The sequence below is a fragment of the Streptomyces sp. NPDC029151 genome, from assembly GCF_055564315.1.
Map to the genome: position 1 here is coordinate 152233 of NZ_JBVHWQ010000002.1, position 23229 is coordinate 175461.

Sequence of the window (23229 nt, forward strand, 5' to 3'; positions counted from 1 at the left end):
AGACGTCTGCTGGCGATGGGGCGGCCCTAGCCGACCGCGCCTTCCATCTGCAGCTCGATCAGCCGGTTGAGCTCCAGCGCGTACTCCATCGGCAGCTCCTTGGCGATCGGCTCGACGAAGCCGCGCACGATCATCGCCATGGCCTCGTCCTCGGAGAGGCCGCGGCTCATCAGGTAGAAGAGCTGGTCCTCGGAGACCTTGGAGACGGTGGCCTCGTGGCCCATGGACACGTCGTCCTCGCGGACGTCGACGTACGGGTACGTGTCCGAGCGGGAGATCGTGTCGACCAGCAGCGCGTCGCAGAGCACGTTGGACTTGGAGCCCGGGGCGCCCTCGCCGATCTCGATCAGACCGCGGTAGGACGTACGGCCGCCACCGCGCGCGACCGACTTCGACACGATGTTGGACGAGGTGTTCGGGGCCATGTGGACCATCTTGGCGCCCGCGTCCTGGTGCTGCCCCTCGCCCGCGAAGGCGATGGAGAGGGTCTCGCCCTTGGCGTGCTCGCCCATCAGGTAGACGGCCGGGTACTTCATCGTCACCTTGGAGCCGATGTTGCCGTCGATCCACTCCATGGTCGCGCCCTCGTAGGCCACGGCGCGCTTGGTGACCAGGTTGTAGACGTTGTTCGACCAGTTCTGGATGGTCGTGTAACGGCAGCGGGCGTTCTTCTTGACGATGATCTCGACCACGGCGGAGTGCAGCGAGTCCGACTTGTAGATCGGCGCGGTGCAGCCCTCGACGTAGTGCACGTAGGCACCCTCGTCGACGATGATCAGGGTCCGCTCGAACTGGCCCATGTTCTCGGTGTTGATCCGGAAGTAGGCCTGGAGCGGGATCTCGACGTGGACGCCCTTGGGGACGTAGATGAAGGAGCCGCCGGACCACACCGCGGTGTTCAGCGCGGCGAACTTGTTGTCACCGGCCGGGATGACGGTGCCGAAGTACTCCTTGAAGAGCTCCGGGTGCTCCTTCAGGGCGGTGTCGGTGTCGAGGAAGATGACGCCCTGCTCCTCCAGGTCCTCGCGGATCTGGTGGTAGACGACCTCCGACTCGTACTGGGCGGCGACACCGGCGACGAGGCGCTGCTTCTCGGCCTCCGGGATGCCCAGCTTGTCGTAGGTGTTCTTGATGTCCTCGGGCAGGTCCTCCCAGGACTCCGCCTGCTTCTCCGTGGAGCGCACGAAGTACTTGATGTTGTCGAAGTCGATGCCCGAGAGGTCGGAGCCCCAGTTCGGCATCGGCTTCTTCTCGAAGAGCTTCAGGCCCTTCAGGCGCAGCTTGGTCATCCACTCCGGCTCGGACTTCTTGTTCGAGATGTCGCGGACGACGTCCTCGTTGAGGCCGCGCCTGGCGGAGGCACCGGCCACGTCGGAGTCGGCCCAGCCGTATTCGTACTTGCCCAGGCCCTCGAGCTCAGGGTGGGCAGTCTCCGTGGGGAGAGTCATGCGGGGTTCCTCCCGGCCGTGCTTGCAGGTGCGTCAGTGGATGTCTTGGGGATGAACGTCGTGCAGACGCCGTCGCCGTGCGCGATGGTCGCCAGTCGCTGGACGTGGGTACCCAGCAGCTCTGCGAAGATCTCCGTCTCCGCCTCGCACAGCTGCGGGAACTGTTCCGCGACGTGAGCGACCGGGCAGTGGTGCTGGCAGAGCTGCTCGCCGACCGGTGCGCTGCGCGCCGTAGCAGCGTACCCGTCGGCGCTCAAGGCCTTGGCCAGCGCTTCGGCGCGTTTGTCGGGCGTCACGGCCTCGATCGCCCTGCGGTACGCGCTCGCCTGGGCGGCGATCCGGGCCCGGGCGAAGGCGGCGACCGCCTCGGGGCCGCCCCCCTGCTCGGCGATCCAGCGGAGCGCGTCCGCGGCGAGCTTGTCGTAGGACTGGTCGAAGGCGTCCCGGCCGCAGTCCGTGAGCGCGAAGACCTTGGCGGGGCGGCCACGCGTGCGCGTGCCGTACACCCGCTGCTCGCGGGCCTCCACCACGTCGTCCGCGACCAGCGCGTCCAGGTGACGCCGGACGGCCGCCTGGGTCAGTCCCAGCCGGCCGGCGAGTTCGGCGACGGTCGACGGACCGTGGTCCAGGATGGACCGCGCGACCCGGTTGCGCGTGGAGCGCTCACCGGTCGCTAGCTCCTCCTGGGGGGCACCCGTGGGGGTCTCCCGAGCCTCGCCGACGTTTTTCACAACGCCATTGTTGCGTAATTCCGCGGAGCCTGACAAGCGCCGTCCGGATCACCGGCTGGTGCCCTGCGTCACTTAGGCATACCTAATCTGACCTGCGGAAACGATCTTTGATCGATCATCGCCGGTCCGTCGCGCGGCCAATTCGGTGGCGGCTCAGAGCCCCGTCGGGAAGACTCCCGAACCATGCCCGCACCCCCTCCCACCGGCCCTCTTGTCACCCGGGACACCCTCGCCACCGGCCTGCGCCTGCTGGGTGTGAAGACCGGCGAGACCCTCCTCGTACATTCCTCGCTCAGCTCCCTCGGCTGGGTGAACGGAGGGGCGGTCGCGGTCGTCCAGGGGCTCCTCGACGCACTCGGCCCGTCCGGCACGCTCGTCGTCCCCACCCAGACCGGCGACCAGTCCGACCCCGCCGTATGGGCGAACCCGCCGGTGCCGAGGGAGTGGTGGGACCGGATCCGCGCCACCATGCCCCCGTACGACCCCCTGATCACCCCCGCGCTCGGGGTCGGTGTGATCCCCGAGACCGTCCGGACCTGGCCGGGCGCCCTGCGCAGCGCGCACCCCCAGACCTCCTTCGCCGCGCTCGGCCCACGCGCGTGGGAGATCACCGAGGGCCACGCCCCCGACTGCCGGCTCGGCGAGCGCAGCCCCCTGGCCCGGCTGGAGGAACGGGGCGCCCGGGTGCTGCTGCTCGGCGCGGGCTACGACTCCTGCACCGCCTTCCACCTCGCCGAGTACCGCGTACCGGCCCCGCTCGTACGGGTCGGGCGGCCCGCTCCCGGCGGCGGCTGGGAGACCGTGACCGAGGTGTCGATCACCTCCGACCGGTTCGACGAGCTGGGGCACGACTACGAGCGGGACCGGCCCGTCGTCCGCGGCACGGTCGGCGCGGCACGGGCGCGGCTGTTCCCGGTCGCGGACGCCGTGGCCTACGCCGAGCGGTGGCTGCCGCTGCACCGCCCCCGCGAGACGGAGTTCCCCCACCCGGCCGCCTGACCGGCGCGCGCGCTCCCTAGACTCTGGAGCCATGCGAAGTGAGCCCGCCGACCCGTCTCCCGACGACCACACCTCAGGGGGACGCGTCGCGTCACAGCCGCTCATCGAGGTCCGGGGCCTGGTGAAGCGGTACGGCACGAAGACCGCGGTGAACGGCCTCGACCTGGTGGCCCGGCCGGGTGTGACCGCCGTCCTCGGCCCCAACGGGGCGGGGAAGACGACCACGGTCGAGACCTGCGAGGGGTACCGGAAGCCGGATTCCGGCACGGTGCGCGTCCTGGGCCTCGACCCGGTACGGGACTCCGCCGAGCTGCGGCCCCGCATCGGCGTGATGCTGCAGTCCGGGGGCGTGTACTCGGGCGCCCGCGCCGACGAGATGCTCCGGCACGTCGCCAGGCTGCACGCGCACCCGCTGGACGTCGACGCCCTCGTCGAACGCCTCGGCCTCGGCTCCTGCGGCCGCACCTCCTACCGCCGGCTCTCCGGCGGCCAGCAGCAGCGGCTCGCGCTCGCCATGGCCGTCGTGGGCCGCCCGGAGCTGGTGTTCCTGGACGAGCCGACCGCCGGACTCGACCCGCAGGCCCGCCGGGCCACCTGGGACCTGGTGCGGGACCTGCGCGCCGACGGCGTGTCGGTGATCCTCACCACGCACCACATGGACGAGGCCGAGCAGCTCGCCGACGACGTCGCGATCATCGACGGCGGCCGGGTCATCGCCCAGGGCTCCCCGGAGGAGCTGTGCAGGGGCGGCGCCGAGAACACCCTGCGCTTCACCGGCCGCCCCGGCCTCGACGTCGGCTCCCTGCTCAAGGCGCTCCCGGCCGACTGCACGGCCGCCGAGCTGACCCCGGGCGCCTACCGGGTCGCCGGCAAGGTCGACCCCCAGCTGCTGGCCACGGTCACCTCCTGGTGCGCCCAGCACGGGGTGATGCCCGACCGGATCTCGGTGGAGCGGCACACGCTGGAGGACGTCTTCCTGGAGCTGACCGGCAAGGAGCTGCGCTCGTGACCACGGCGGGTACGTACACCCCGAAGCCCGGAGCCGCCCCGCTCCCCCGCATGATCGCGGCGCAGGCGGCGCTGGAGACGAAGATGCTGCTGCGCAACGGCGAGCAGCTGCTGCTCACGGTCGTCATCCCGACCCTGCTGCTCGTGCTGTTCAGTTCGGTCGACATCGTGGACACCGGGAAGGGCAAGGCCGTCGACTTCCTCGCCCCCGGCGTCCTGGCGCTGGCCGTGATGTCGACGGCGTTCACGGGGCAGGCCATCGCCACCGGCTTCGAGCGCCGCTACGGCGTCCTGAAGCGGCTCGCCTCCTCCCCGCTGCCGCGCTGGGGCCTGATGACCGCGAAGACGGTGTCCGTCCTGGTCACGGAGGTCCTCCAGGTCGCTTTGCTGACCGTCATCGCCTTCGCGCTGGGCTGGTCGCCGCACGGCAACCCCGCCACCGTGTTCCTGCTGCTCGTCGCCGGTACCGCCGCCTTCTCCGGGCTCGGCCTGCTGATGGCGGGCACGCTGAAGGCGGAGGCGACGCTGGCCGCCGCCAACCTGGTCTTCCTGCTGCTCCTCGTGGGCGGCGGGGTCGTCGTGCCGCTGGAGAAGTTCGGCTCCGCCGGGCAGCACGTGCTCGGTCTGCTGCCCGTCTCCGCCCTCTCGGACGGCCTGCGGGACGTCCTCCAGCACGGCGCGGGCGTGCCCTGGGGCGACCTGGGGATCCTGGGCGCGTGGGCGGTCGTGGGCCTGGCGGCGGCCGGGCGGTTCTTCCGCTGGGAGTGATGCGGGCCGGGAGGGCGGGAGCGACGCGGGGAGCGCCGTCCGAGGGACCCTCGTGAACGCATGCACAAGCGGCGGCCTACGATGGTGTGCGTGCCAAAGCTGACCCGCGCCGACGCCGAAGCGGCCCTGCGCAACCCGCTCGCCTTCATCGCCGACCGCTGGACCCCGGATCCACGGACCGTCCGCCGGGCGGCCCTCGCCGCGCTCGTGATGTCGGTCGTCATCGTCGTCACCGGCGGCGCCGTCCGCCTCACCGGCTCGGGCCTCGGCTGTCCGACCTGGCCCACCTGCACCGACGACTCGCTGACCACCACCCGGGCCATGGGCTTTCACGGGGTCGTCGAGTTCGGCAACCGCATGCTGACGTACGTGCTGTGCGCGGCCGTCGGCTGGGCGATCGTCGCGGCCCGCTCCCAGAAACCCTGGCGGCGCGGCCTGACCCGGCTGGGCTGGGCCCAGTTCTGGGTCGTCATGGGCAACGCGGTGCTCGGCGGCATCGTCGTGCTGGTCGGCCTGAACCCGTACACGGTCGCCGCGCACTTCCTGCTCTCCACCGCCCTGATCGCCATCGCCACGGTGATGTGGCAGCGCACCCGGGAGGGTGACGGGGCGCCGCGTCCGCTGGTCGGCAAGGCGGTGCAGCAGCTGGTGTGGTTCCTGGTGGCCGCGTCCGTGCTGCTCATCGCGGTCGGCACGGTGGTGACCGGGGCCGGCCCGCACGCCGGCGACTCCAGCGAGGTCGAGCGCATCCCGATCGACTGGGAGACGGTCTCCAAGCTGCACGCGGTGCTCGCCTGGATCGTGGTGACGCTGACGTTCGCCCTGTGGTTCGTCCTGAAGGCGGTCGACGCGCCGAAGGCCCCCCTGGCCCGGACGCGGGAGCTGTTCGTCGTCCTGCTGGCCCAGGGGACCGTGGGCTACGTCCAGTACTTCACCCACCTCCCGGAGGCGCTGGTGGCCGCGCACATGCTCGGCTCCACGGTGATGTGGATCTGGGTCCTGCGCGTCCTGCTCTCGCTGCGCGAGCGCCCGGAGACCGGCCCGGTCCTGCCGGACCCGTCGGCCGGTGTACCGGTCGGCACGCGCGTGTGATTCACCCCGAGGCCGCGACGAGCGTGTCGATCGCCGGCCCCAGATAGGCGCGGGTCAGCTCGGCGCGCCGGGTGAGCCAGGCGCTGGAGGCCGGGTCCGGGGTGCCGTACCGGCGGCGGGTGATGTCCTCGACGACCTCCGCCGGGGCCCCCAGTGCCGTCAGCTCGGTCAGGGCCTCCCGCTTGGAGACCAGGCGGCCGTCGCGGAGGGTCACGGTGGCCCGGGCGAAGGTCAGCAGGCCCAGGTCCACCCAGACGTCCTGCCGCCACAGCCGGGCCTTGTCCACCGCCGGGCGCCAGAAGTCCCGCTGGTCGCGGACGACGAAGTCGGCCAGCTGCCGGTCCGGTACCGCCGGGAGCAGCGCGGCCGGGGTCTCGCCGTACAGCACGCGTCCGAAGGCGTGCAGCTCGCGGCGGGTGACGGGGGTGACCGGGCGGCGCATCAGCCGTCCGTGCGCCCAGGTGACGTGCGAGCGGTCCACGTCGTCCAGGGTGGCGGGTGTGACGTAGGTGCAGTGGAGCTTCGCCGCGAGCGGCTCGCTCCGCAGCCGCCGGTGCAGCCCGGCCAGCCGTCGTACGGTCCCCAGGGTCATGGTGCCGGGCAGGACGGCGATCAGGTCGAGGTCGCTGCGGCCCTCCTGGTAGTCGCCGCCGGCCAGTGAGCCGTGCGCCCACAGGGCGCGCGGGCGCAGGGGCAGCAGGGCGTGCAGGAACGCGTCGAGCAGGGGCGCGGTCGTCATCGGCCCAGTCTGGTCGGCTCAGTCCAGTCCGTACACCCGGCGCGCGTTGTCCGCCGCGATCAGGCGGGCCACCCGCTGGGCGTCCTCCGGGGACCAGGCGCCCTCGGCGACCCAGCCGCCCAGGACCCGGCCGAGGGCCTCGCGGAAGAGGCGGGCGCCGACGACGTGCAGTTCGGGCAGGCCCTGTGCGCCGGTGGAGAAGAGGATCTTGCCGAAGGGGGCCAGCTCCAGGATCTCCGCGAGGACCGTGGCCGCGCGGGCGCCGGTGCGTACGAGTGCGGCGCCCGCGTCGGCGTAGACGTGCGGGAAGACGCCGGCCAGGTGGGCGGCGTGGCGGTGGTACGGATAGCCGTGCAGCAGGATCAGGTCGGTGCCGAGGCCGGCGGTGGCCCGGACGAGACCCGTCAGCAGCACCGGGTCCGTGCGGTCGATGCGGGAGCCGGGCTCGCCGAGGCCGGCGTGCAGCTGCAGGGGCAGGCCCGAGGCGACGGCGATCCACAGCAGGTGTCTGAGCAGGACGGGGTCCGTGAGCGGGCCGCCGACCCGCCGCCCGGCCAGCCAGCGGCCCGCCGCCCCCCGCACCTCCCCCGGTCCCGGCGGCTCGGGGGCGAGCGCCAGTCCGTGCCGGAGGCCCGCGACGGAGGTGAAGGCGACGGCGGTCGCCGCGGCCCCGTGCACCGACTCGGCGAGGTTGGCCAGAAAGGACTCGACGGTGCCGGAGGTGTCGGCGACCTGCTCGGCGAGCAGCTCCAGCCGGACGATCTCCCGGGCCTCGGCGTCGCCCGCGCCGGCCAGCTCGGCGGGGCCGGTGAGGTCGCCGGGCAGGCCGGTGTCGACCAGGTACGTCGTGATGCCGCTGCCGCGCAGCAGCCTGCGGCTCGACTCCAGCACGCCCAGTTCCCGGCGGCGGGCCAGGTAGCGGGCGGGCGGGCAGTGGGGTTCCAGGCCGAGCAGGGGCGGGCACCAGCGCCGTACGGCGAAGCCGGTCTGGGTGTCGAAGAGGGTCGTGCCGGCGGCGGGCGGGCCCTCGGTGCGCGCCAGCTGGGCCTCGAAGGTGCCGAGGCCCAGTTCCGTCCGCAGTACGCCGTGGCAGTACTGGTCCACGAGGGACGGCGTTTCGATCATCCGGGCTCCCCGTGAGGACGCGCTGTGCTGCCTTACCCGTCCTAACGGGTGAACCGGGTTCAGGTGGCGGCAGCCGGCCGAAAGGGGCGCGCGCCCGGCCGCCGGCCGCGCCGGACCGCCGCTGCCACGGCGGCCACCGGGATCCCGCGCCGGCCGCCGGTCCCGCGTCAGCCGCCGATCTGGATACCGGCCATCCGCTTCCACTCGTACGGCCCGGTCGTCACCTTCGCCGCGAACTCGCCGTCGAAGGACTCGTGGACCGTGATGCCCGCCTTCCCGACGGCCTGCTCGGCGATCTCGTACGTGGGGGCCACCAGGTCGCCCCAGCCGCCGTCCTCGCCGACGAGGACGATGCGGGCGCCGCGCCGGCCGATGTGGGCCACCTGGCCCTCGGCACCGCCGTGGGCCTTGGAGAAGGCGCTGATCTCCCGGGCGAGCCTGGCCACCGTGCGCTCGGCCCTCGCGTCAACCTGCTGCGTGTCTGCCATGGCCAGGATGCTACCGACGAGTAGATCGACTGGCGAGAGCGGGCGTCTGTGACATGCGTCAGCGCAGGAAGGGGTCCACCGCGATCGCCACGAACAGCAGCGACACATAGGTGATCGACCAGTGGAACAGCCGCATCTCCTTCAGCTTCACGCCCGTGACCTCGGCCTTGGCCCGGTTCTGGAGCGCGTGCGCCTCCCACAGCCACCATCCGCCGGCGGCCAGTGCGACGGCCGTGTAGAACCAGCCGGTGTAGCCGAGAGGGGTGAGGAGCAGGGAGACGGCGACCATGACCCAGCTGTAGAGGACGATCTGCCGGGCCACGACCTTGTTGGACGCGATGACCGGCAGCATCGGCACGCCCACGCGCGCGTAGTCGTCCTTCACCTTCATGGACAGCGGCCAGTAGTGCGGCGGGGTCCAGAAGAAGATCACCATGAACAGGACGACCGGCGCCCAGGAGAGCGAGTCCGTCACCGCCGACCAGCCGATGAGCACGGGCATGCAGCCCGCGATGCCGCCCCACACGATGTTCTGCGACGTACGCCGCTTGAGGATCATCGTGTAGACGACGACGTAGAAGAGGAGCGCGCCGAGGGAGAGCCAGGCGCTCAGCCAGTTGACGGTGAGGCCGAACAGCAGCGTCGAGACGACGGCCAGGGAGATGCCGAAGACCAGGCACTCGCGCGGGCTGACCATGCCGGTCACCAGGGGCCGCTGCGAGGTGCGGTCCATCAGGGCGTCGATGTCCCGGTCGATGTACATGTTCAGCGCGTTGGCGCCGCCCGCGGAGAGGTAGCCGCCGACGCAGGTCAGCAGGACCAGCGTCAGGTCCGGCACGCCCTGCTGGGCGAGGAACATGACCGGAACGGTGGTGATGAGCAGCAGTTCGATGATCCGCGGCTTGGTCAGCGCCACGAACGCCTTGACACGGGCCCCGAACGGCCGATGAACCGGGTCCTGGTTCGCACCACGAACCACACCCGCTGGACGGGATTCGACGGCCGTCACGCACACCCCTGACAGAGACATCCCAGCGAGCCTCCCCGTGTGAAGTGGCGGTAAAGGCTCGCGCGTACCACGCCACTTTAGACGTTGCCCATACCCCGGCCTTCGCGGGGGTGGGGTCGTGTTGACGGCCCCGGGGAAGAGGGGCCCCATAAGAGGGGACAGGGCACTCGATTGAGCGCTCAGATGACCGGCTCCGTATTCATGTGCCACACCGCGTTCCGGCCAGTCGGGAGGCGGATCGCACAGAGTCCCGGCAGTCTGGAAACACTCGAAAAAACGCACGTCTTGACGGGGGTAGGCTCGACAACGGCCGGTGGGCGCCCAGCACGCCGGCGGCCGGGGGGCGCATGCCCCGACGACCGGCGACCGACATGTGGAGAGGAGCCCTGACCCAGGGTGAGCACCAAGCCGACCACCACAGACCTTGAGTGGACCGAGCTGGACCAGCGGGCCGTGGACACCGCCCGTGTCCTGGCCGCAGACGCCGTACAGAAGGTCGGCAACGGCCATCCCGGTACGGCGATGAGCCTGGCCCCGGCCGCCTACACCCTCTTCCAGAAGGTGATGCGGCACGACCCGGCCGACCCCGAGTGGACCGGCCGCGACCGTTTCGTGCTGTCCGCCGGTCACTCGTCCCTGACCCTCTACACCCAGCTGTACCTGGCCGGCTTCGGCCTGGAGCTGGACGATCTGAAGGCGTTCCGGACGTGGGGTTCGAAGACCCCCGGCCACCCGGAGTACGGGCACACCAAGGGTGTCGAGACCACCACGGGCCCGCTGGGCCAGGGCGTGGCCAACGCGGTGGGCATGGCGATGGCCGCCCGCTACGAGCGCGGCCTGTTCGACCCGGAGGCCCCGGCCGGCGAGTCCCCCTTCGACCACTTCGTCTACTGCATCGCCGGTGACGGCTGCCTCCAGGAGGGCATCTCCGCCGAGGCCTCCTCGCTGGCCGGCCACCAGAAGCTCGGCAACCTGGTCCTGCTGTGGGACGACAACCACATCTCGATCGAGGGCGACACCGAGACGGCCGTCTCCGAGGACACCGTCAAGCGGTACGAGGCCTACGGCTGGCACGTGCAGCGCGTGGAGGCCAAGGAGGACGGCGACCTGGACCCGGCGGCGATCTTCGCGGCGATCCAGGAGGCGAAGCGGGTCACGGACCGGCCGTCCTTCATCGCGATGCGCTCGATCATCGCCTGGCCGGCCCCGAACGCGCAGAACACCGAGGCCGCCCACGGGTCGGCGCTGGGCGACGAGGAGGTCGCGGCCACCAAGCGCGTCCTCGGCTTCGACCCGGAGAAGTCCTTCGAGGTGGCCGACGAGGTCATCGCGCACACCCGCAAGGCGCTGGAGCGGGGTGCCGAGGCGAAGGCCGAGTGGGAGAAGTCCCTCCAGGTGTGGCGCGAGACCAACCCGGAGCGGGCCGCCGAGTTCGACCGGATCGGCAAGGGCGAGCTGCCCACCGGCTGGGAGGAGAAGCTCCCGGTCTTCGAGCCCGGCAAGGCCGTCGCGACGCGTGCCGCGTCCGGCAAGGTACTCCAGGCGCTCGGCGCGGTGATCCCCGAGCTGTGGGGCGGCTCCGCCGACCTCGCCGGGTCGAACAACACGACCATCGACAAGGACAGCTCCTTCCTGCCGAAGGGCAACCCGCTGCCGGAGGCCGACCCGTACGGCCGCACGATCCACTTCGGCATCCGCGAGCACTCGATGGGCGCGGAGCTGAACGGCATCACCCTGCACGGCAACACGCGCGTCTACGGCGGAACCTTCCTCGTCTTCTCCGACTACATGCGCAACGCCGTGCGCCTGTCCGCCCTGATGCACCTGCCGGTGACGTACGTGTGGACGCACGACTCCATCGGCCTCGGCGAGGACGGCCCCACCCACCAGCCGGTCGAGCACCTCGCCTCGCTGCGCGCGATCCCGGGTCTGAACATCGTCCGCCCGGCGGACGCCAACGAGACCGCGATCGCCTGGCGCGAGATCCTCAGGCGCTGGACGAAGGAGTTCGGCAAGGGCCAGCCGCACGGCCTCGCGCTCACCCGCCAGGGTGTGCCGACGTACGAGCCGAACGAGGACGCGGCCAAGGGCGGCTACGTCCTGTTCGAGGCGGAGGGCGGCGAGCCGCAGGTGATCCTGATCGCCACCGGTTCCGAGGTGCACGTCGCCGTCGAGGCGCGCGAGCAGCTCCAGGCCGAGGGCGTTCCCACGCGCGTCGTCTCGATGCCGTCCGTGGAGTGGTTCGAGCAGCAGGACCAGGGGTACCGGGACTCCGTGCTGCCCCGGTCCGTGAAGGCCCGCGTCGCCGTGGAAGCGGGCGTCGGCCTGACGTGGCACAAGTACGTGGGAGACGCCGGCCGCATCGTTTCCCTGGAGCACTTCGGTGCTTCCGCCGATGCCAAGGTGCTCTTCAAGGAGTTCGGCTTCACCGCGGAGAACGTGGCCGCGAAGGCGCGGGAATCCCTCGCCGACGCCCAGCGCTGACGCTCACATACGACACGTAGGAGATGTAATTCCATGACAGACGCACTCAAGCGCCTCTCCGAGGAAGGCGTCGCGATCTGGCTGGACGACCTGTCGCGCAAGCGGATCACGTCCGGCAACCTCGCCGAGCTGATCGACCAGCAGCACGTCGTGGGCGTCACCACCAACCCGACGATCTTCCAGAAGGCGATCTCGCAGGGCGACGGCTACGACCAGCAGCTGTCGGACCTCGCCGCCCGCAAGGTCACGGTCGAAGAGGCCATCCGCATGATCACCACGGCGGACGTCCGCGACGCCGCCGACATCCTGCGCCCGGTCTTCGACGCCACGAACGGCCAGGACGGCCGGGTCTCCATCGAGGTCGACCCCCGTCTGGCGCACAACGAGCACGCCACCGTCGCCGAGGCCAAGCAGCTGGCCTGGCTGGTGGACCGCCCGAACACCCTCATCAAGATCCCGGCCACCATGGCGGGCGTCCCGGCGATCAGCGAGGTCATCGGCCGTGGCATCAGCGTCAACGTCACGCTGATCTTCTCGCTGGAGCGCTACCGCGCGGTCATGGACGCCTACCTGACCGGCCTGGAGAAGGCCAAGGAGCGCGGCCTGGACCTGTCCGAGATCCACTCCGTGGCGTCCTTCTTCGTGTCCCGCGTGGACACCGAGATCGACAAGCGCCTGGACTCGATCGGCACCGACGAGGCCAAGGCGCTGCGCGGCAAGGCCGCCCTCGCCAACGCCCGGCTCGCCTACCAGGCGTACGAGGAGGTCTTCTCCTCCGACCGCTGGAGCGCGCTGGAGAAGGCGGGCGCGAACAAGCAGCGTCCGCTGTGGGCGTCGACCGGCGTGAAGGACCCGGCGTACCCGGACACCCTGTACGTCACCGAGCTGGTCGCCCCGAACACGGTCAACACCATGCCGGAGGCCACGCTGGAGGCCACCGACGACCACGGTGAGATCACCGGCGACACCGTCACCGGCACCTACGAGCAGGCGCGTGCCGATCTGGACGCGCTGGAGCGGCTCGGCATCTCCTACGACGACGTCGTGCAGGTGCTGGAGGACGAGGGCGTCGACAAGTTCGAGGCGTCCTGGAACGACCTGCTCAAGTCCACTCAGGCGGAGCTCGAACGCCTCGCCCCTTCGGAGGGCTGAGTTGTCACCCGTTTCCGGTTCCGGAGCGAACCCGCTTCGTGACCCGGCCGACCGGCGGCTCCCGCGGATCGCGGGGCCGTCGGGCCTGGTCATCTTCGGCGTCACGGGCGACCTGTCGCGCAAGAAGCTGATGCCGGCCGTGTACGACCTCGCCAACCGGGGTCTGCTGCCGCCGGGGTTCTCGCTGGTGGGCTTCGCCCGCCGCGACTGGGAGCACGAGGACTTCGCCCAGGTCGTGCACGACGCGGTGAAGGAGCACTCGCGCACCCCGTTCCGTGAGGAGGTCTGGCAGCAGCTCATCCAGGGCATGCGCTTCGTCCAGGGCACCTTCGACGACGACGAGGCGTTCGAGCGGCTGCGCGCCACCATCGAGGAGCTGGACAAGGCACAGGGCACGGGCGGCAACTTCGCCTTCTACCTGTCGGTGCCGCCGCGCTCCTTCCCGGTGGTGATCCAGCAGCTGAAGAAGCACGGCCTCGCCGACCAGAGCAGCGGTTCCTGGCGGCGCGCGGTCATCGAGAAGCCGTTCGGACACGACCTGAAGTCGGCCGAGGAGCTGAACAAGGTCGTGCACGAGGTGTTCGAGCCGGACCAGGTGTTCCGGATCGACCACTACCTCGGCAAGGAGACCGTCCAGAACATCCTGGCGCTGCGCTTCGCCAACACGATGTTCGAGCCGATCTGGAACCGGTCCTTCGTGGACCACGTGCAGATCACGATGGCCGAGGACATCGGCATCGGCGGCCGGGCCGGCTACTACGACGGTATCGGCGCCGCCCGGGACGTCATCCAGAACCACCTGCTGCAGCTGATGGCGCTCACCGCCATGGAGGAGCCCGCCTCCTTCGACGCGGACGCGCTGGCCGCGGAGAAGGAGAAGGTGCTCGGCGCCGTCCGGCTGCCGAAGGACCTGGGCGCCAACACCGTGCGCGGGCAGTACGCGGCGGGCTGGCAGGGCGGCGAGAAGGTCATCGGCTACCTCGAAGAGGACGGCATCGACGCGAAGTCGAAGACCGACACCTACGCCGCGGTCAAGCTGGAGATCGACAACCGCCGCTGGGCGGGCGTCCCCTTCTACCTGCGCACCGGCAAGCGCCTCGGCCGCCGCGTCACCGAGATCGCGGTCGTCTTCCAGCGGGCCCCGCACTCCCCGTTCGACACCACGGCCACCGAGGAACTGGGCCAGAACGCGATCGTCATCCGGGTCCAGCCGGACGAGGGCGTCACGGTCCGCTTCGGTTCCAAGGTGCCGGGCACCTCGATGGAGATCCGGGACGTCTCCATGGACTTCGCCTACGGCGAGTCGTTCACGGAGTCCAGCCCGGAGGCGTACGAACGGCTCATCCTCGACGTGCTGCTCGGCGACGCCAACCTCTTCCCGCGCACGGAGGAGGTCGAGCTCTCCTGGAAGATCCTCGACCCGATCGAGGAGTACTGGGACAAGCACGGCAGGCCCGCGCAGTACAAGTCGGGCACCTGGGGTCCCGTGGAGGCGGACGAGATGCTCGCACGAGACGGACGGAGCTGGCGCCGGCCATGAAGATAGACCTGACCGACACCACCGCCGGAGAGATCAACAAGGCGCTCGTGAAGGGCCGCCGCGCCATCGGCACACCCGCCGTCGGCATGGTCCTGACCCTCGTCATCGTCACCGACGAGGAGAACGCCTACGACGCCCTGAAGGCCGCCAACGACGCGTCGCGCGAGCACCCCTCGCGCACGCTCGTGGTGATCAAGCGGGTCTCGCGCTCCCCGCGCGACCGCACGACCTCGCGTCTGGACGCCGAGGTGCGGGTGGGCGCGGACGCGGGCACCGGCGAGACGGTCGTCCTGCGGCTGTACGGCGAGGCGGTCGACCACGCCGACTCGGTGGTGCTGCCGCTGCTGCTGCCGGACGCCCCGGTGGTCGTGTGGTGGCCGGTGAACGCCCCGCTCGACCCGGCGAAGGACCCGCTGGGCGCGCTCGCCCAGCGCCGGGTCACCGACAGCTACGCCTCCGAGCAGCCGGTGCGGGAGCTGTCCGCCCGTGCCTCCGCCTACACGCCCGGCGACACCGACCTGTCCTGGACGAGGATCACGCCGTGGCGCTCCATGCTCGCGGCGGCACTCGACCAGGTCACCTGTGAGGTGAAGGCCGTCGAGGTGGAGGGCGAGGAGTTCAACCCGAGCTGCGAGCTGCTGGCGATGTGGCTCGCGGACCGGCTGGACGTGCCGGTGAAGCGGTCGCTGTCGGCGGGCCCCGGTCTGACGGCGGTCCGCATGGACACCAGTCAGGGCCCGATCACGCTGGACCGGGCCGACGGCTCGCTGGCCACGCTGTCCATCGAGGGCCAGCCGGCCCGCGCGGTGGCGCTGAAGCGGCGGGACACCGCCGAGCTGATCGCGGAGGAGCTGCGCCGGCTGGACCCGGACGACACCTACGCGTCGGCGCTGCGCTTCGGCGTGGAGCGGCTGGACACGGTTCCGCAGCAGACGTCCGAGACCCCGGCCGGACCGGTCGGGGAAGCGGAGCCGGTCGCGGAACCGGAACCGGTCGAGGAAGCGGCCAAGGCCCCCGCCAAGAAGGCGGCGGCCAAGACCGCGAAGAAGGCACCGGCGAGGAAGGCGGCGGCGAAGTGAGCACTCCGCAGCTGGTCGTCCACCGCGACAAGGAGCTGATGGCGCAGGCCGCCGCGGCCCGCCTGATCACGAAGATCGTGGACGCGCAGGCCTCCCGGGGCACCGCGTCCGTGGTCCTCACGGGCGGCCGCAACGGCAACGGCCTGCTGGCCGCGCTGGCGGCGGCCCCCGCCCGGGACGCCGTCGACTGGGGCCGCCTCGACCTGTGGTGGGGCGACGAGCGCTTCCTCCCCGACGGCGACCCCGAGCGCAATGTCACGCAGGCCCGCGAGGCGCTGCTGGACTCCGTGCCGCTGGACCCGGAGCGCGTGCACGCCATGCCCGCCTCCGACGGTCCGTACGGCGCGGACGTCGAGGCGGCGGCGGAGGCGTACGCGGCGGAGCTGGCGAAGGCGGCCGGCCCCGAGAACCACGGTTCGGTTCCGGCCTTCGACGTCCTGATGCTGGGCGTCGGCCCGGACACCCACGTGGCCTCGCTCTTCCCCGAGCTGCCCGCGGTCCGGGAGACGGAGCGCACGGTGGTCGGCGTCCACGGCGCCCCCAAGCCCCCGCCGACCCGGATCTCCCTCACCCTGCCGGCGATCCGCGCGGCCCGCGAGGTCTGGCTCCTCGCGGCCGGCGAGGACAAGGCGGAGGCCGCGGCCATCGCCCTGTCGGGCGCGGGCGAGATCCAGGCCCCGGCGGCGGGCGCGTACGGCCGCTCCCGCACCCTGTGGCTGCTGGACTCGGCGGCGGCTTCCCAGCTGCCGAGGTCGCTGTATCCGCCGGCGTCCGCGTGACGCCGTGAGCCGGGTAGTCGCGGCGGGGGTTTCGGCCCCCGCCGCTCCTATTTGACCGACCCGGCCATCACGCCCTGCACGAAGTGCCGCTGGAAGGCGAAGAACACCACCACGGGCACGATCAGGGACAGGAACGCGCCCGGGGCCAGGACGTCGATGTTGCTGCCGAACTGGCGGATCTGGGACTGCAGTTGCACGGTCAGCGGCTGGGAGGAGCTGTCCGCGAAGAGCAGGGCGACCAGCATGTCGTTCCAGACCCACAGGAACTGGAAGATGGCGAGCGAGGCGATCGCCGGGCGGCCCACCGGCAGGACGAGGCGGGTGAAGATGCGCCACTCGCTGCCGCCGTCCATCCGGGCCGCCTCCAGCATCTCCTTCGGGATGTCCGCGAAGTAGTTGCGGAGCAGGAAGACGGCGAAGGGCAGCCCGTAGGCGACGTGGAAGAGGACGACGCCGGGGATCGTGCCGAACAGGCCCAGCGCGCCGAAGAGTTTGGCGACGGGCAGCAGACCGATCTGCACCGGCACCACCAACAGGGCCACCACCAGCAGGAACAGGGGTTCCCGGAGCGGGAAGTCCAGCCAGGCGAAGGCGTATCCGGCCAGGGCCGCGATGACGACGACCAGGGTGGTGGCCGGCACCGAGATCAGCACGGTGTTCCAGAAGGCCTGGGTGATGCCGGCGTTCTTCAGCAGCGCCGTGTAGTTGTAGAAGGACAGCTGACCGGGGCCGGCCAGCGCCGTCCACCAGCCGCCCTTGGCGGTGTCCTGGGCCGAGCGGAGGGAGGACACGAACAGGCCCGCCAGCGGGGTCAGCCAGACCAGGCCGATCACCACCAGGAACGCCTGCACCAGGGCGCTGCCCAGGCCTCTCCTGATCGCGTTCATCGCTGACTCCTCATCGTTGGCTGTTGCGGAAGCGGCGGACGTTGAAGACCATCGCGGGGATCACCAGCAGCAGCAGGAGCACGCCGAGGGCGCTGCCGAGGCCCTGGTCGTTGCCGCCGCCGAAGGAGACCAGCCACATCTGGGTGGCGAGGACGGTGGCGTCCTCCTGCACCGGTCCCGGCGCGATGATGTAGACGAGGTCGAAGACCTTCATCACGTTGATCACGAGGGTCACGAAGACCACGGTGAGGACGGGCGCGAGCAGCGGAACGGTGATCCGGCGGAAGATCTGCCACTCGTTGGCGCCGTCCATCCGGGCGGCCTCCAGGGCGTCACGCGGGAGCGTGGAGAGGCCCGCGCCGATCAGGACCATCGCGAAGCCCGTCCAGATCCACAGGTAGGCGCCGATGATCGCCGGGGTGACGAGGGTCGGGCCGAGCCAGGAGACGCCCTGGTAGGGCGGGGCGAAGTTCGACTTCGGGAGCTTCACCGTGTACGAGCCGTCGTGCAGTGCGGTGAAGCGGAAGGAGCCGTCGGCGGCGGTCGTCGTGCTCGCGACCGTCTTCCCGTCGCGCACCGCCTCGACCTCCATGCCGGGCAGGCCGCTCTCCTTGGGGTCGACCCTGCCCTGCTCGCCTCCCCCGCCCGGGGTGAAGTCCAGGTAGACGACACCGCGCAGTTCGCCGGGTCCGGCCTTGTGCGGGGCCGGTGCGGCGGGCCGGGCCCGGGCGGGCAGGTCCTTGGGCAGAACGCCGACCATGGGGAGCGTGACCGGTCCGCCCGTGTGGGCGGTCGTACGGTAGGAGCCGTCCGGGTCCTGGGTGAGCAGCCCGGTGCGGCCCCGGGCCGTCGGGTAGGTCGACGTGCCCTGGAAGGCGTCGTGGACGGAGACGACGGCCGCGTTCAGCACGCCCTTGTCGGGGTCCTCGTCGTAGGCGAGCCGGAAGATGATGCCGGCGGCGAGGAAGGACACCGCCATGGGCATGAAGAGGAGCAGTTTGAAGGCGGTCGCCCAGCGGACCTTCTCCACCAGGACGGCCAGGATCAGGCCGAGGCCGGTGAGCAGGGCGGGGGCGACGACGACCCAGATGGTGGTGTTGCGGATGGCCTTCAGGGTGGCCGGGTCGCGGAACATCTCGGTGTAGTTGTCGCCGCCGACGAACCGGGTGCCGGAGGCGTCGAAGAAGCTGCGGCCGACGGAGAACAGCACCGGGTAGACGACGAGAGCGCCGAGCAGGAGCAGCGCGGGGAAGACGAAGAGCAGGGCGATCAGCCGGCCGCGCCGCCGGCCGCGGCGCGTGGGCGCCGGGCCGGCGGCGGCCCGCGGGCCCGCCTGCTGCTTCGAGACAGTGGTGGCGGTCATCGTGTGCTGCCGCTCAGTCCTGGTAGGCCTTGGCCGCCGCGGCTTCGAGCTTCGCCGCGGTGCCCTTCGGGTCCGACGGGTCGCGCAGGAAGTCCTGGAGCAGCTTCCACTCGCCGGTGCCCTTGGTGCCGCCGAAGGCCGCCGGGGCCTGGTCGGACATGTCGAAGCGGACCGAGTCGCTGGCGCCGACGAGGGACTTGGCGGTGGCGCGGGTGACGTCGTCGCCGTAGGAGGCGAGGTCGAGCTTCTTGTTCGGGGACAGGAAGCCGCCGGCCTTCGCCCAGACGGCCGCGGCCTCGGGGGTGGCCAGGTACTCCAGGAGCTTCATGCCGGCCTTGGCGTTCTTGCCGTCCTTGAGGACGACGGCCGCGTCACCGCCGCTGACCACGGGGGCGGTGCCGCCGTCGACCGCGGGGAAGGGGAAGAAGTCCGCGTCCTTGCCGACGGCCTTCCCGAACTGGTCGTGCGCGACGCCGGCGACGAAGTCGCCCTCGTAGACCATGCCGGCCTCGGGCTTGGGCCCGAAGACCTTCTCCACGGAGCCGGGGAAGTCGGTGTTCAGGGCCTCCTTCTGCCCGCCGGCGACGAGCTGCCTGTCCTTGAAGAGCTTGCCGAGGGTGGTGAGCGCCTTCACCACCGTGGGGTCGGTCCACTTGAGCTTGTGGGCGGCGAGGGCGTCGTACTTCTCGGGTCCGGCCTGGGAGAGGTAGACGTTCTCGAACCAGTCGGTCAGGGTCCAGCCGTCCTGCCCGGCGACCGCGAAGGCGGCGAGGCCGGAGTCGGAGACGGTGTGCCCGGCCTTGAGCAGCTCGTCGTACGTCTTCGGTGGCTTGACCCCGGCCTGGGTGAGGGCGTCGGGGCTGTACCAGACGGTGGACTTGTGGGCGGCCTTGAAGTAGAGGCCGTAGAGGGCGCCGTCGACGCTGCCGTACTTCTTCCAGACGGGCGCGTAGTCGGCGTCGACGGTCTGCCGGGCGGTCGGGGAGAGCGGCTTGAGCCAGCCCTTCTTCGCGAACTGCTGCAGGACGCCGACCTGCGGGACCATCACGACGTCGGGCGCGTTGCCGCCCTCGATCTTGCTGCCGACGACCGTGGAGACGTTGTCGCCGGTGGACACGAACTGGGTCTTGGCGCCGGTCTTCTCGGTGAAGGCGTCCAGCACCTTCTGGAAGTTCTTCTGCTCGCTGCCGGACCAGACGCCGGCCACGGTGACGGTCTGGCCGCTGAGCGCCTTGTCGCCGCCGCCCGCGGAGACCTCTCCCCCGCCGCAGGCGGTGGCGCCGAGGGCGAGGACGAGGGCGGTGCAGCCGGTGAGCAGGGTCGTACGTCGTCGCATCATCGTTGACGGACCTTTCAGTCGGGATGGGTGATCAGAGGCGGGATGGGTGATCAGAGGTCGTTCAGCCACCAGGCCGCGGTGGCGCCGGGCAGGACGCCGGGCGGGCAGGGGCCGCTGGAGAGCAGCGGGGTGCCGGAGACGGGCGCGGGTGCGCCCGCCGTACCGAAGTTGACGGCGCAGACCAGGCCGTCGCCGCGGGTGAAGGCGAGGACGCCCGGCGGGCTGTCCAGCCACTGCAGCGGGCCCTCACCCAACTGCGGCAGGGACTTGCGCAGTTGGAGACCGTCCCGGTACAGGTGCCAGAAGGAGCGGGTGTCGGCGAGGGCGCGGTCGGTGGCGTACTCGGCGAAGTAGTCGGGCTGCGGCAGCCAGGGCTTGGCGCCCTCCGCTCCGGAGGTGAAGCCGAACGGGGAGGCCTGCCCGGACCAGGGCAGCGGCACCCGGCAGCCGTCGCGGATCCGGGCGCGGCTTCCGGTGCGCCGGAAGATCGGATCGGTGAGCACGTCGTCGGGCAGGTCGACGACTTCCGGCAGGCCCAGCTCCTCGCCCTGGTAGATGTACGCGGCTCCGGGCAGCGCCAGCATCAGCAGCGCGGCGGCGCGGGCGCGGGCGGCGCCGAGGCCGCTGCCTCCGGGGGCCGGTTCGCCGTAGCGGGTGACGGTGCGGACCTGGTCGTGGTTGTTGAGGACCCAGGTGACCGTGGAGCCGGTGCCGGCGATGTCCTGCATGGCCTCGGAGATGACCTTGCGGAAGGCGTCGGCGTCCCAGGGGGCGCCGAGCAGGTCGAAGAAGAAGGCCTGGTGGAGTTCGTCGGGGCGGACGTACAGGGCGTGTTCGCGGGCGGTGGGGACGGAGACCTCGCCGACGAGCAGGCGCTCGCGGCCGTCCCCGGTGCCGTACTCCTCGCAGATGGCGCGCCAGCGGCGCCACACCTCGTGCACCTCCGGCTGGTTCCAGGCGAGCGGGTTGACCGAGTCGCGGGTGCGGGCGTCGGCCTCCGGGTCGTCGGAGTCGGGCAGGTCCGGGTGCTTGAACAGGCCGGCGGCGACGTCGATGCGGAAGCCGTCCACGCCCCGGTCGAGCCAGAACCGCAGGGTGCGGTCGAACTCGGCGGGGATCTCCGGGTTGCGCCAGTTCCAGTCGGGCTGTTCGGGCGTGAACATGTGCAGGTACCACTGGCCGTCGGCGACTCTGGTCCAGGCCGGGCCGCCGAACATGGCGTGCCAGTTGTTGGGCGGCTCGCTCCCGTCGGGGCCGCGGCCGTCGGCGAAGTGGAAGCGGGCGCGGGCCGGGCTGCCGGGCTCGCTCTCCAGCGCCTCGCGGAACCACGGGTGCTCGCTGGAGCAGTGGTTGGGGACGATGTCGAGCAGCACCTTGATGCCCAGCCGCCGGGCCGCCGCCATCAGCAGGTCGAACTCGGCGAGGTCGCCGAAGACCGGGTCGACGTCGCGGTAGTCGGCCACGTCGTAGCCGTGGTCGTGCTGGGGCGAGGGGTAGAACGGGCTCAGCCAGATCCCGTCGACGCCGAGCTTCTTCAGGTACGGCAGTCCGGCCCGGACGCCCGCGAGATCACCGATGCCGTCGCCGGTGCTGTCCAGGAAGCTACGGACGTAGACCTGGTAGATCACGGCGTCTCGCCACCAGTGGTACGTACTCAACATGCATGCATGTTAGGTAGGGGTGTCGCGACCGTGTCAACGAAAAGAACAGAGGCTACCGGGGAGTTGGAGGGACAAACAGGGTGCTAATGGGACAGCCGGATGCCAGTTGAGATGTCCGCGTTACCTAACAAGTAACTAGCGGCGGTCTATCGACGGGCGATGGCGTCGAGTTCGCGCGCCAGCCGGCGCACGGCCTGCCCGGGCGTCTGGCGCCCGGTGAGCGCGTCCTGCACGACCGCCTGCACGGCCAGGCTGACCTGGTCGTAGTGCGGGCTCTTGGGGCGCGGCCGGGCGGTGAGGACGGCCGTGCGCAGGGTCGCCAGGTACGGGAACCGCCTGGTCAGCGCGGGGTCTTCGTACAGCGCGGCGCGCACGGGCGGCAGCGCGCCCCGGGTGAGCACCTGGCGCTGCACGGGCGCGCTGGTGAGATAGGCGATCAGGCGCGCGGCGGAGTCCGGGTGCCGGGCGTGGGTGTTGACCGCGAGATTGGAACCGCCGAGCACACTGGTCCCCGGCCCGTGGGGGCCCGGCAGCGGCACGGCGCCGATCTTCCCGGCGACCTTCGAACCCGCCTCCGAGGCGACGGCGTAGGCGTAGGGCCAGTTGCGCAGGAAGAGCAGCCTGCCGTCCTGGAAGGCCTGTTTGGACTCCTCCTCCTTGTACGTCAGCGCCCGCCGCGGGATCCAGCCCTCGCGGATGCCCCGGGCGAGGAAGCCGATGCCCTCGCGGGCCGCGGCCGAGTCCACGGTGACACGGGTGCCCTCGCCGCCGAGGATGGTGCCGCCCGCCGAGTACACCGCCTCGGCCGCGTTCACGGTGAGCCCCTCGTACGGCAGGAACTGACCCGCGTACCCGTCGATTCCGTACTTCGGCGCGAGGGTCTTCGCGTCCCGTTCCAGCTCGGTCCAGGTGTGCGGCGGAGACACGCCTTCCTTGTCGAGAATGTCCTTGCGATACAGGAGAAGTCCGGCATTCGTGACATACGGCACCGCGTACAACCGTCCGTCGTACGTCGCCGTGTCCACGACCGGCGGCAGGAAGCTGCCCAGCGGGAAGCGCTCGCGGGGCAGCGGGCGGATCCAGCCGGCCGCCGCGAACTCGGAGGTCCAGTCGACGTCGATGTTCAGCACGTCGAACCGGCCGCGGTCGCCGCCGCGCAGGTCGGTCGTCATCTGCGCGTGCGTCTCGTCGGCGGAGTCCGGCAGCTCGACCAGGGTGACCCGCTCGCCGGGATGGGTGCGGTTCCAGCCCCGGAGCAGCGGGCCGAGGTACCCGGTCAGGTCGCCGGCCGTGGCCAGGGTGAGCGGGCCGCGGCCCCCTCGGCCGGCCTCGTCGGCACGGGCGCCGGAGGCGACGTACCCGGCCAGGATCACGACGAGAACGAGGAGGCCCCTACCGGCGGTGCGTATCCACCGCATAGGTTCCTCCCTGTACACCGGCACCCCGGGCACCCTCGCCCGCGGACAGAGGCCATGTATACCTGTTAGGTATGCGCGATACTAGGGCGTGGAGCACATGGAGCAGACAGGAGGACAGCA

At 71.2% G+C, this 23229-nt stretch carries 20 protein-coding genes; 9 read left to right on the forward strand and 11 right to left on the reverse strand.

The genetic code is table 11. The annotated features are described in order from the left end of the window. Nucleotides 1-26: 26 nt before the first annotated feature. Together sufB and ACZ4VF_RS08500 are read right to left on the reverse strand one after the other, a co-directional pair. Nucleotides 27-1448: a Fe-S cluster assembly protein SufB gene (sufB, locus tag ACZ4VF_RS08495; protein ID WP_467923995.1), complete on the reverse strand. Its 1422-nt coding sequence runs from the start codon at nt 1446-1448 to the stop codon at nt 27-29. After that, nucleotides 1445-2179 carry a helix-turn-helix transcriptional regulator gene (locus tag ACZ4VF_RS08500; protein ID WP_467923997.1) on the reverse strand — a complete coding sequence of 245 codons (735 nt, stop codon included), beginning with the start codon at nt 2177-2179 and terminating at the stop codon, nt 1445-1447. Before ACZ4VF_RS08500 ends, sufB begins: the two co-directional genes overlap by 4 nt. Before the next feature lie 183 nt (nt 2180-2362). Between ACZ4VF_RS08500 and ACZ4VF_RS08505 the strand changes: the two genes are divergently transcribed. The 4 genes from ACZ4VF_RS08505 (at nt 2363) to ACZ4VF_RS08520 (ending at nt 6046) form a co-directional block, all read left to right on the forward strand. Further along, nucleotides 2363-3178 (forward strand): AAC(3) family N-acetyltransferase, encoded by an 816-nt coding sequence (locus ACZ4VF_RS08505; protein WP_467923999.1) that lies wholly within the window; start codon nt 2363-2365, stop codon nt 3176-3178. Between the two features lie 31 nt (nt 3179-3209). After that, nucleotides 3210-4187, forward strand: coding sequence for an ABC transporter ATP-binding protein (locus ACZ4VF_RS08510; RefSeq protein WP_467924001.1), 978 nt, complete (start codon nt 3210-3212; stop codon nt 4185-4187). A 50-nt stretch (nt 4188-4237) separates the two neighbouring features. Then, complete coding sequence (locus ACZ4VF_RS08515) at nt 4238-4954, forward strand: ABC transporter permease (protein WP_467925568.1); 717 nt, start codon at nt 4238-4240, stop codon at nt 4952-4954. Nucleotides 4955-5035: 81 nt separating this feature from the next. Next, nucleotides 5036-6046, forward strand: coding sequence for a COX15/CtaA family protein (locus tag ACZ4VF_RS08520; RefSeq protein WP_467924003.1), 1011 nt, complete (start codon nt 5036-5038; stop codon nt 6044-6046). A gap of 1 nt (nt 6047) precedes the next feature. Here ACZ4VF_RS08520 and ACZ4VF_RS08525 read toward each other — a convergent pair whose 3' ends face one another. From ACZ4VF_RS08525 to ACZ4VF_RS08540, 4 genes are all read right to left on the reverse strand, one after another. Beyond that, the gene (locus ACZ4VF_RS08525) at nt 6048-6785 is read right to left on the reverse strand and encodes a nucleotidyltransferase (protein WP_467924005.1); all 738 of its coding nucleotides are present in this window, start codon (nt 6783-6785) and stop codon (nt 6048-6050) included. 18 nt (nt 6786-6803) lie between these two features. Continuing rightward, the gene (locus ACZ4VF_RS08530) at nt 6804-7910 is read right to left on the reverse strand and encodes an amidohydrolase family protein (protein ID WP_467924007.1); all 1107 of its coding nucleotides are present in this window, start codon (nt 7908-7910) and stop codon (nt 6804-6806) included. A gap of 167 nt (nt 7911-8077) precedes the next feature. Further along, nucleotides 8078-8398 (reverse strand): hypothetical protein, encoded by a 321-nt coding sequence (locus ACZ4VF_RS08535; RefSeq protein ID WP_467924009.1) that lies wholly within the window; start codon nt 8396-8398, stop codon nt 8078-8080. A gap of 58 nt (nt 8399-8456) precedes the next feature. Continuing rightward, a complete protein-coding gene (locus ACZ4VF_RS08540) occupies nt 8457-9428 on the reverse strand; it encodes a heme o synthase (RefSeq protein ID WP_467924011.1) in 972 nt (323 codons plus the stop codon). 375 nt (nt 9429-9803) lie between these two features. On the opposite strand from ACZ4VF_RS08540, the gene tkt reads away from it, so the two are divergent. From tkt to pgl, 5 genes are read left to right on the forward strand one after another with little or no spacing between them, the layout of a single operon-like run. After that, nucleotides 9804-11891 carry a transketolase gene (gene tkt, locus ACZ4VF_RS08545; protein ID WP_467924013.1) on the forward strand — a complete coding sequence of 696 codons (2088 nt, stop codon included), beginning with the start codon at nt 9804-9806 and terminating at the stop codon, nt 11889-11891. Nucleotides 11892-11924: 33 nt separating this feature from the next. Beyond that, on the forward strand, nt 11925-13043 hold the full coding sequence (gene tal / locus ACZ4VF_RS08550; RefSeq protein ID WP_467924015.1) for a transaldolase: 1119 nt from the start codon (nt 11925-11927) through the stop codon (nt 13041-13043). 1 nt (nt 13044) lies between these two features. Then, nucleotides 13045-14583 (forward strand): glucose-6-phosphate dehydrogenase, encoded by a 1539-nt coding sequence (gene zwf / locus ACZ4VF_RS08555; protein WP_467924017.1) that lies wholly within the window; start codon nt 13045-13047, stop codon nt 14581-14583. Then, entirely contained in the window at nt 14580-15662 is a 1083-nt protein-coding gene (gene opcA / locus ACZ4VF_RS08560) for a glucose-6-phosphate dehydrogenase assembly protein OpcA (RefSeq protein WP_467924019.1), read from the forward strand. The genes zwf and opcA overlap by 4 nt, the downstream gene beginning before the upstream one ends. Further along, a complete protein-coding gene (gene pgl, locus ACZ4VF_RS08565; RefSeq protein ID WP_467924021.1) occupies nt 15659-16441 on the forward strand; it encodes a 6-phosphogluconolactonase in 783 nt (260 codons plus the stop codon). The genes opcA and pgl overlap by 4 nt, the downstream gene beginning before the upstream one ends. A gap of 47 nt (nt 16442-16488) precedes the next feature. On the opposite strand, the gene ACZ4VF_RS08570 is transcribed toward pgl, so the two are convergent. The 5 genes from ACZ4VF_RS08570 to ACZ4VF_RS08590 form a co-directional block, all read right to left on the reverse strand. Further along, nucleotides 16489-17328, reverse strand: coding sequence for a carbohydrate ABC transporter permease (locus ACZ4VF_RS08570; protein ID WP_467924023.1), 840 nt, complete (start codon nt 17326-17328; stop codon nt 16489-16491). Nucleotides 17329-17338: 10 nt separating this feature from the next. Continuing rightward, nucleotides 17339-18691, reverse strand: coding sequence for an ABC transporter permease (locus ACZ4VF_RS08575; protein WP_467924025.1), 1353 nt, complete (start codon nt 18689-18691; stop codon nt 17339-17341). Nucleotides 18692-18704: 13 nt separating this feature from the next. Continuing rightward, nucleotides 18705-20030, reverse strand: a complete 1326-nt coding sequence (locus tag ACZ4VF_RS08580; protein ID WP_467924027.1) for an ABC transporter substrate-binding protein — start codon at nt 20028-20030, stop codon at nt 18705-18707. A gap of 50 nt (nt 20031-20080) precedes the next feature. Beyond that, nucleotides 20081-21691, reverse strand: coding sequence for a glycoside hydrolase family 13 protein (locus ACZ4VF_RS08585; RefSeq protein WP_467924030.1), 1611 nt, complete (start codon nt 21689-21691; stop codon nt 20081-20083). 146 nt (nt 21692-21837) lie between these two features. Beyond that, on the reverse strand, nt 21838-23109 hold the full coding sequence (locus tag ACZ4VF_RS08590) for an ABC transporter substrate-binding protein (RefSeq protein ID WP_467924032.1): 1272 nt from the start codon (nt 23107-23109) through the stop codon (nt 21838-21840). Nucleotides 23110-23229: the final 120 nt, after the last annotated feature.

Bases quoted from the DNA above. Each gene is read 5' to 3' on its own strand.
- sufB (WP_467923995.1), bottom strand. From the start codon at position 1,448: ATGACTCTCCCCACGGAGACTGCCCACCCTGAGCTCGAGGGCCTGGGC.
- ACZ4VF_RS08505 (WP_467923999.1), top strand. From the start codon at position 2,363: ATGCCCGCACCCCCTCCCACCGGCCCTCTTGTCACCCGGGACACCCTC.
- ACZ4VF_RS08510 (WP_467924001.1), top strand. From the start codon at position 3,210: ATGCGAAGTGAGCCCGCCGACCCGTCTCCCGACGACCACACCTCAGGG.
- ACZ4VF_RS08515 (WP_467925568.1), top strand. From the start codon at position 4,238: ATGATCGCGGCGCAGGCGGCGCTGGAGACGAAGATGCTGCTGCGCAAC.
- ACZ4VF_RS08520 (WP_467924003.1), top strand. From the start codon at position 5,036: ATGGTGTGCGTGCCAAAGCTGACCCGCGCCGACGCCGAAGCGGCCCTG.
- ACZ4VF_RS08525 (WP_467924005.1), bottom strand. From the start codon at position 6,785: ATGACGACCGCGCCCCTGCTCGACGCGTTCCTGCACGCCCTGCTGCCC.
- ACZ4VF_RS08530 (WP_467924007.1), bottom strand. From the start codon at position 7,910: ATGATCGAAACGCCGTCCCTCGTGGACCAGTACTGCCACGGCGTACTG.
- ACZ4VF_RS08535 (WP_467924009.1), bottom strand. From the start codon at position 8,398: ATGGCAGACACGCAGCAGGTTGACGCGAGGGCCGAGCGCACGGTGGCC.
- ACZ4VF_RS08540 (WP_467924011.1), bottom strand. From the start codon at position 9,428: ATGTCTCTGTCAGGGGTGTGCGTGACGGCCGTCGAATCCCGTCCAGCG.
- tal (WP_467924015.1), top strand. From the start codon at position 11,925: ATGACAGACGCACTCAAGCGCCTCTCCGAGGAAGGCGTCGCGATCTGG.
- opcA (WP_467924019.1), top strand. From the start codon at position 14,580: ATGAAGATAGACCTGACCGACACCACCGCCGGAGAGATCAACAAGGCG.
- ACZ4VF_RS08570 (WP_467924023.1), bottom strand. From the start codon at position 17,328: ATGAACGCGATCAGGAGAGGCCTGGGCAGCGCCCTGGTGCAGGCGTTC.
- ACZ4VF_RS08575 (WP_467924025.1), bottom strand. From the start codon at position 18,691: ATGACCGCCACCACTGTCTCGAAGCAGCAGGCGGGCCCGCGGGCCGCC.
- ACZ4VF_RS08580 (WP_467924027.1), bottom strand. From the start codon at position 20,030: ATGATGCGACGACGTACGACCCTGCTCACCGGCTGCACCGCCCTCGTC.
- ACZ4VF_RS08585 (WP_467924030.1), bottom strand. From the start codon at position 21,691: ATGTTGAGTACGTACCACTGGTGGCGAGACGCCGTGATCTACCAGGTC.
- ACZ4VF_RS08590 (WP_467924032.1), bottom strand. From the start codon at position 23,109: ATGCGGTGGATACGCACCGCCGGTAGGGGCCTCCTCGTTCTCGTCGTG.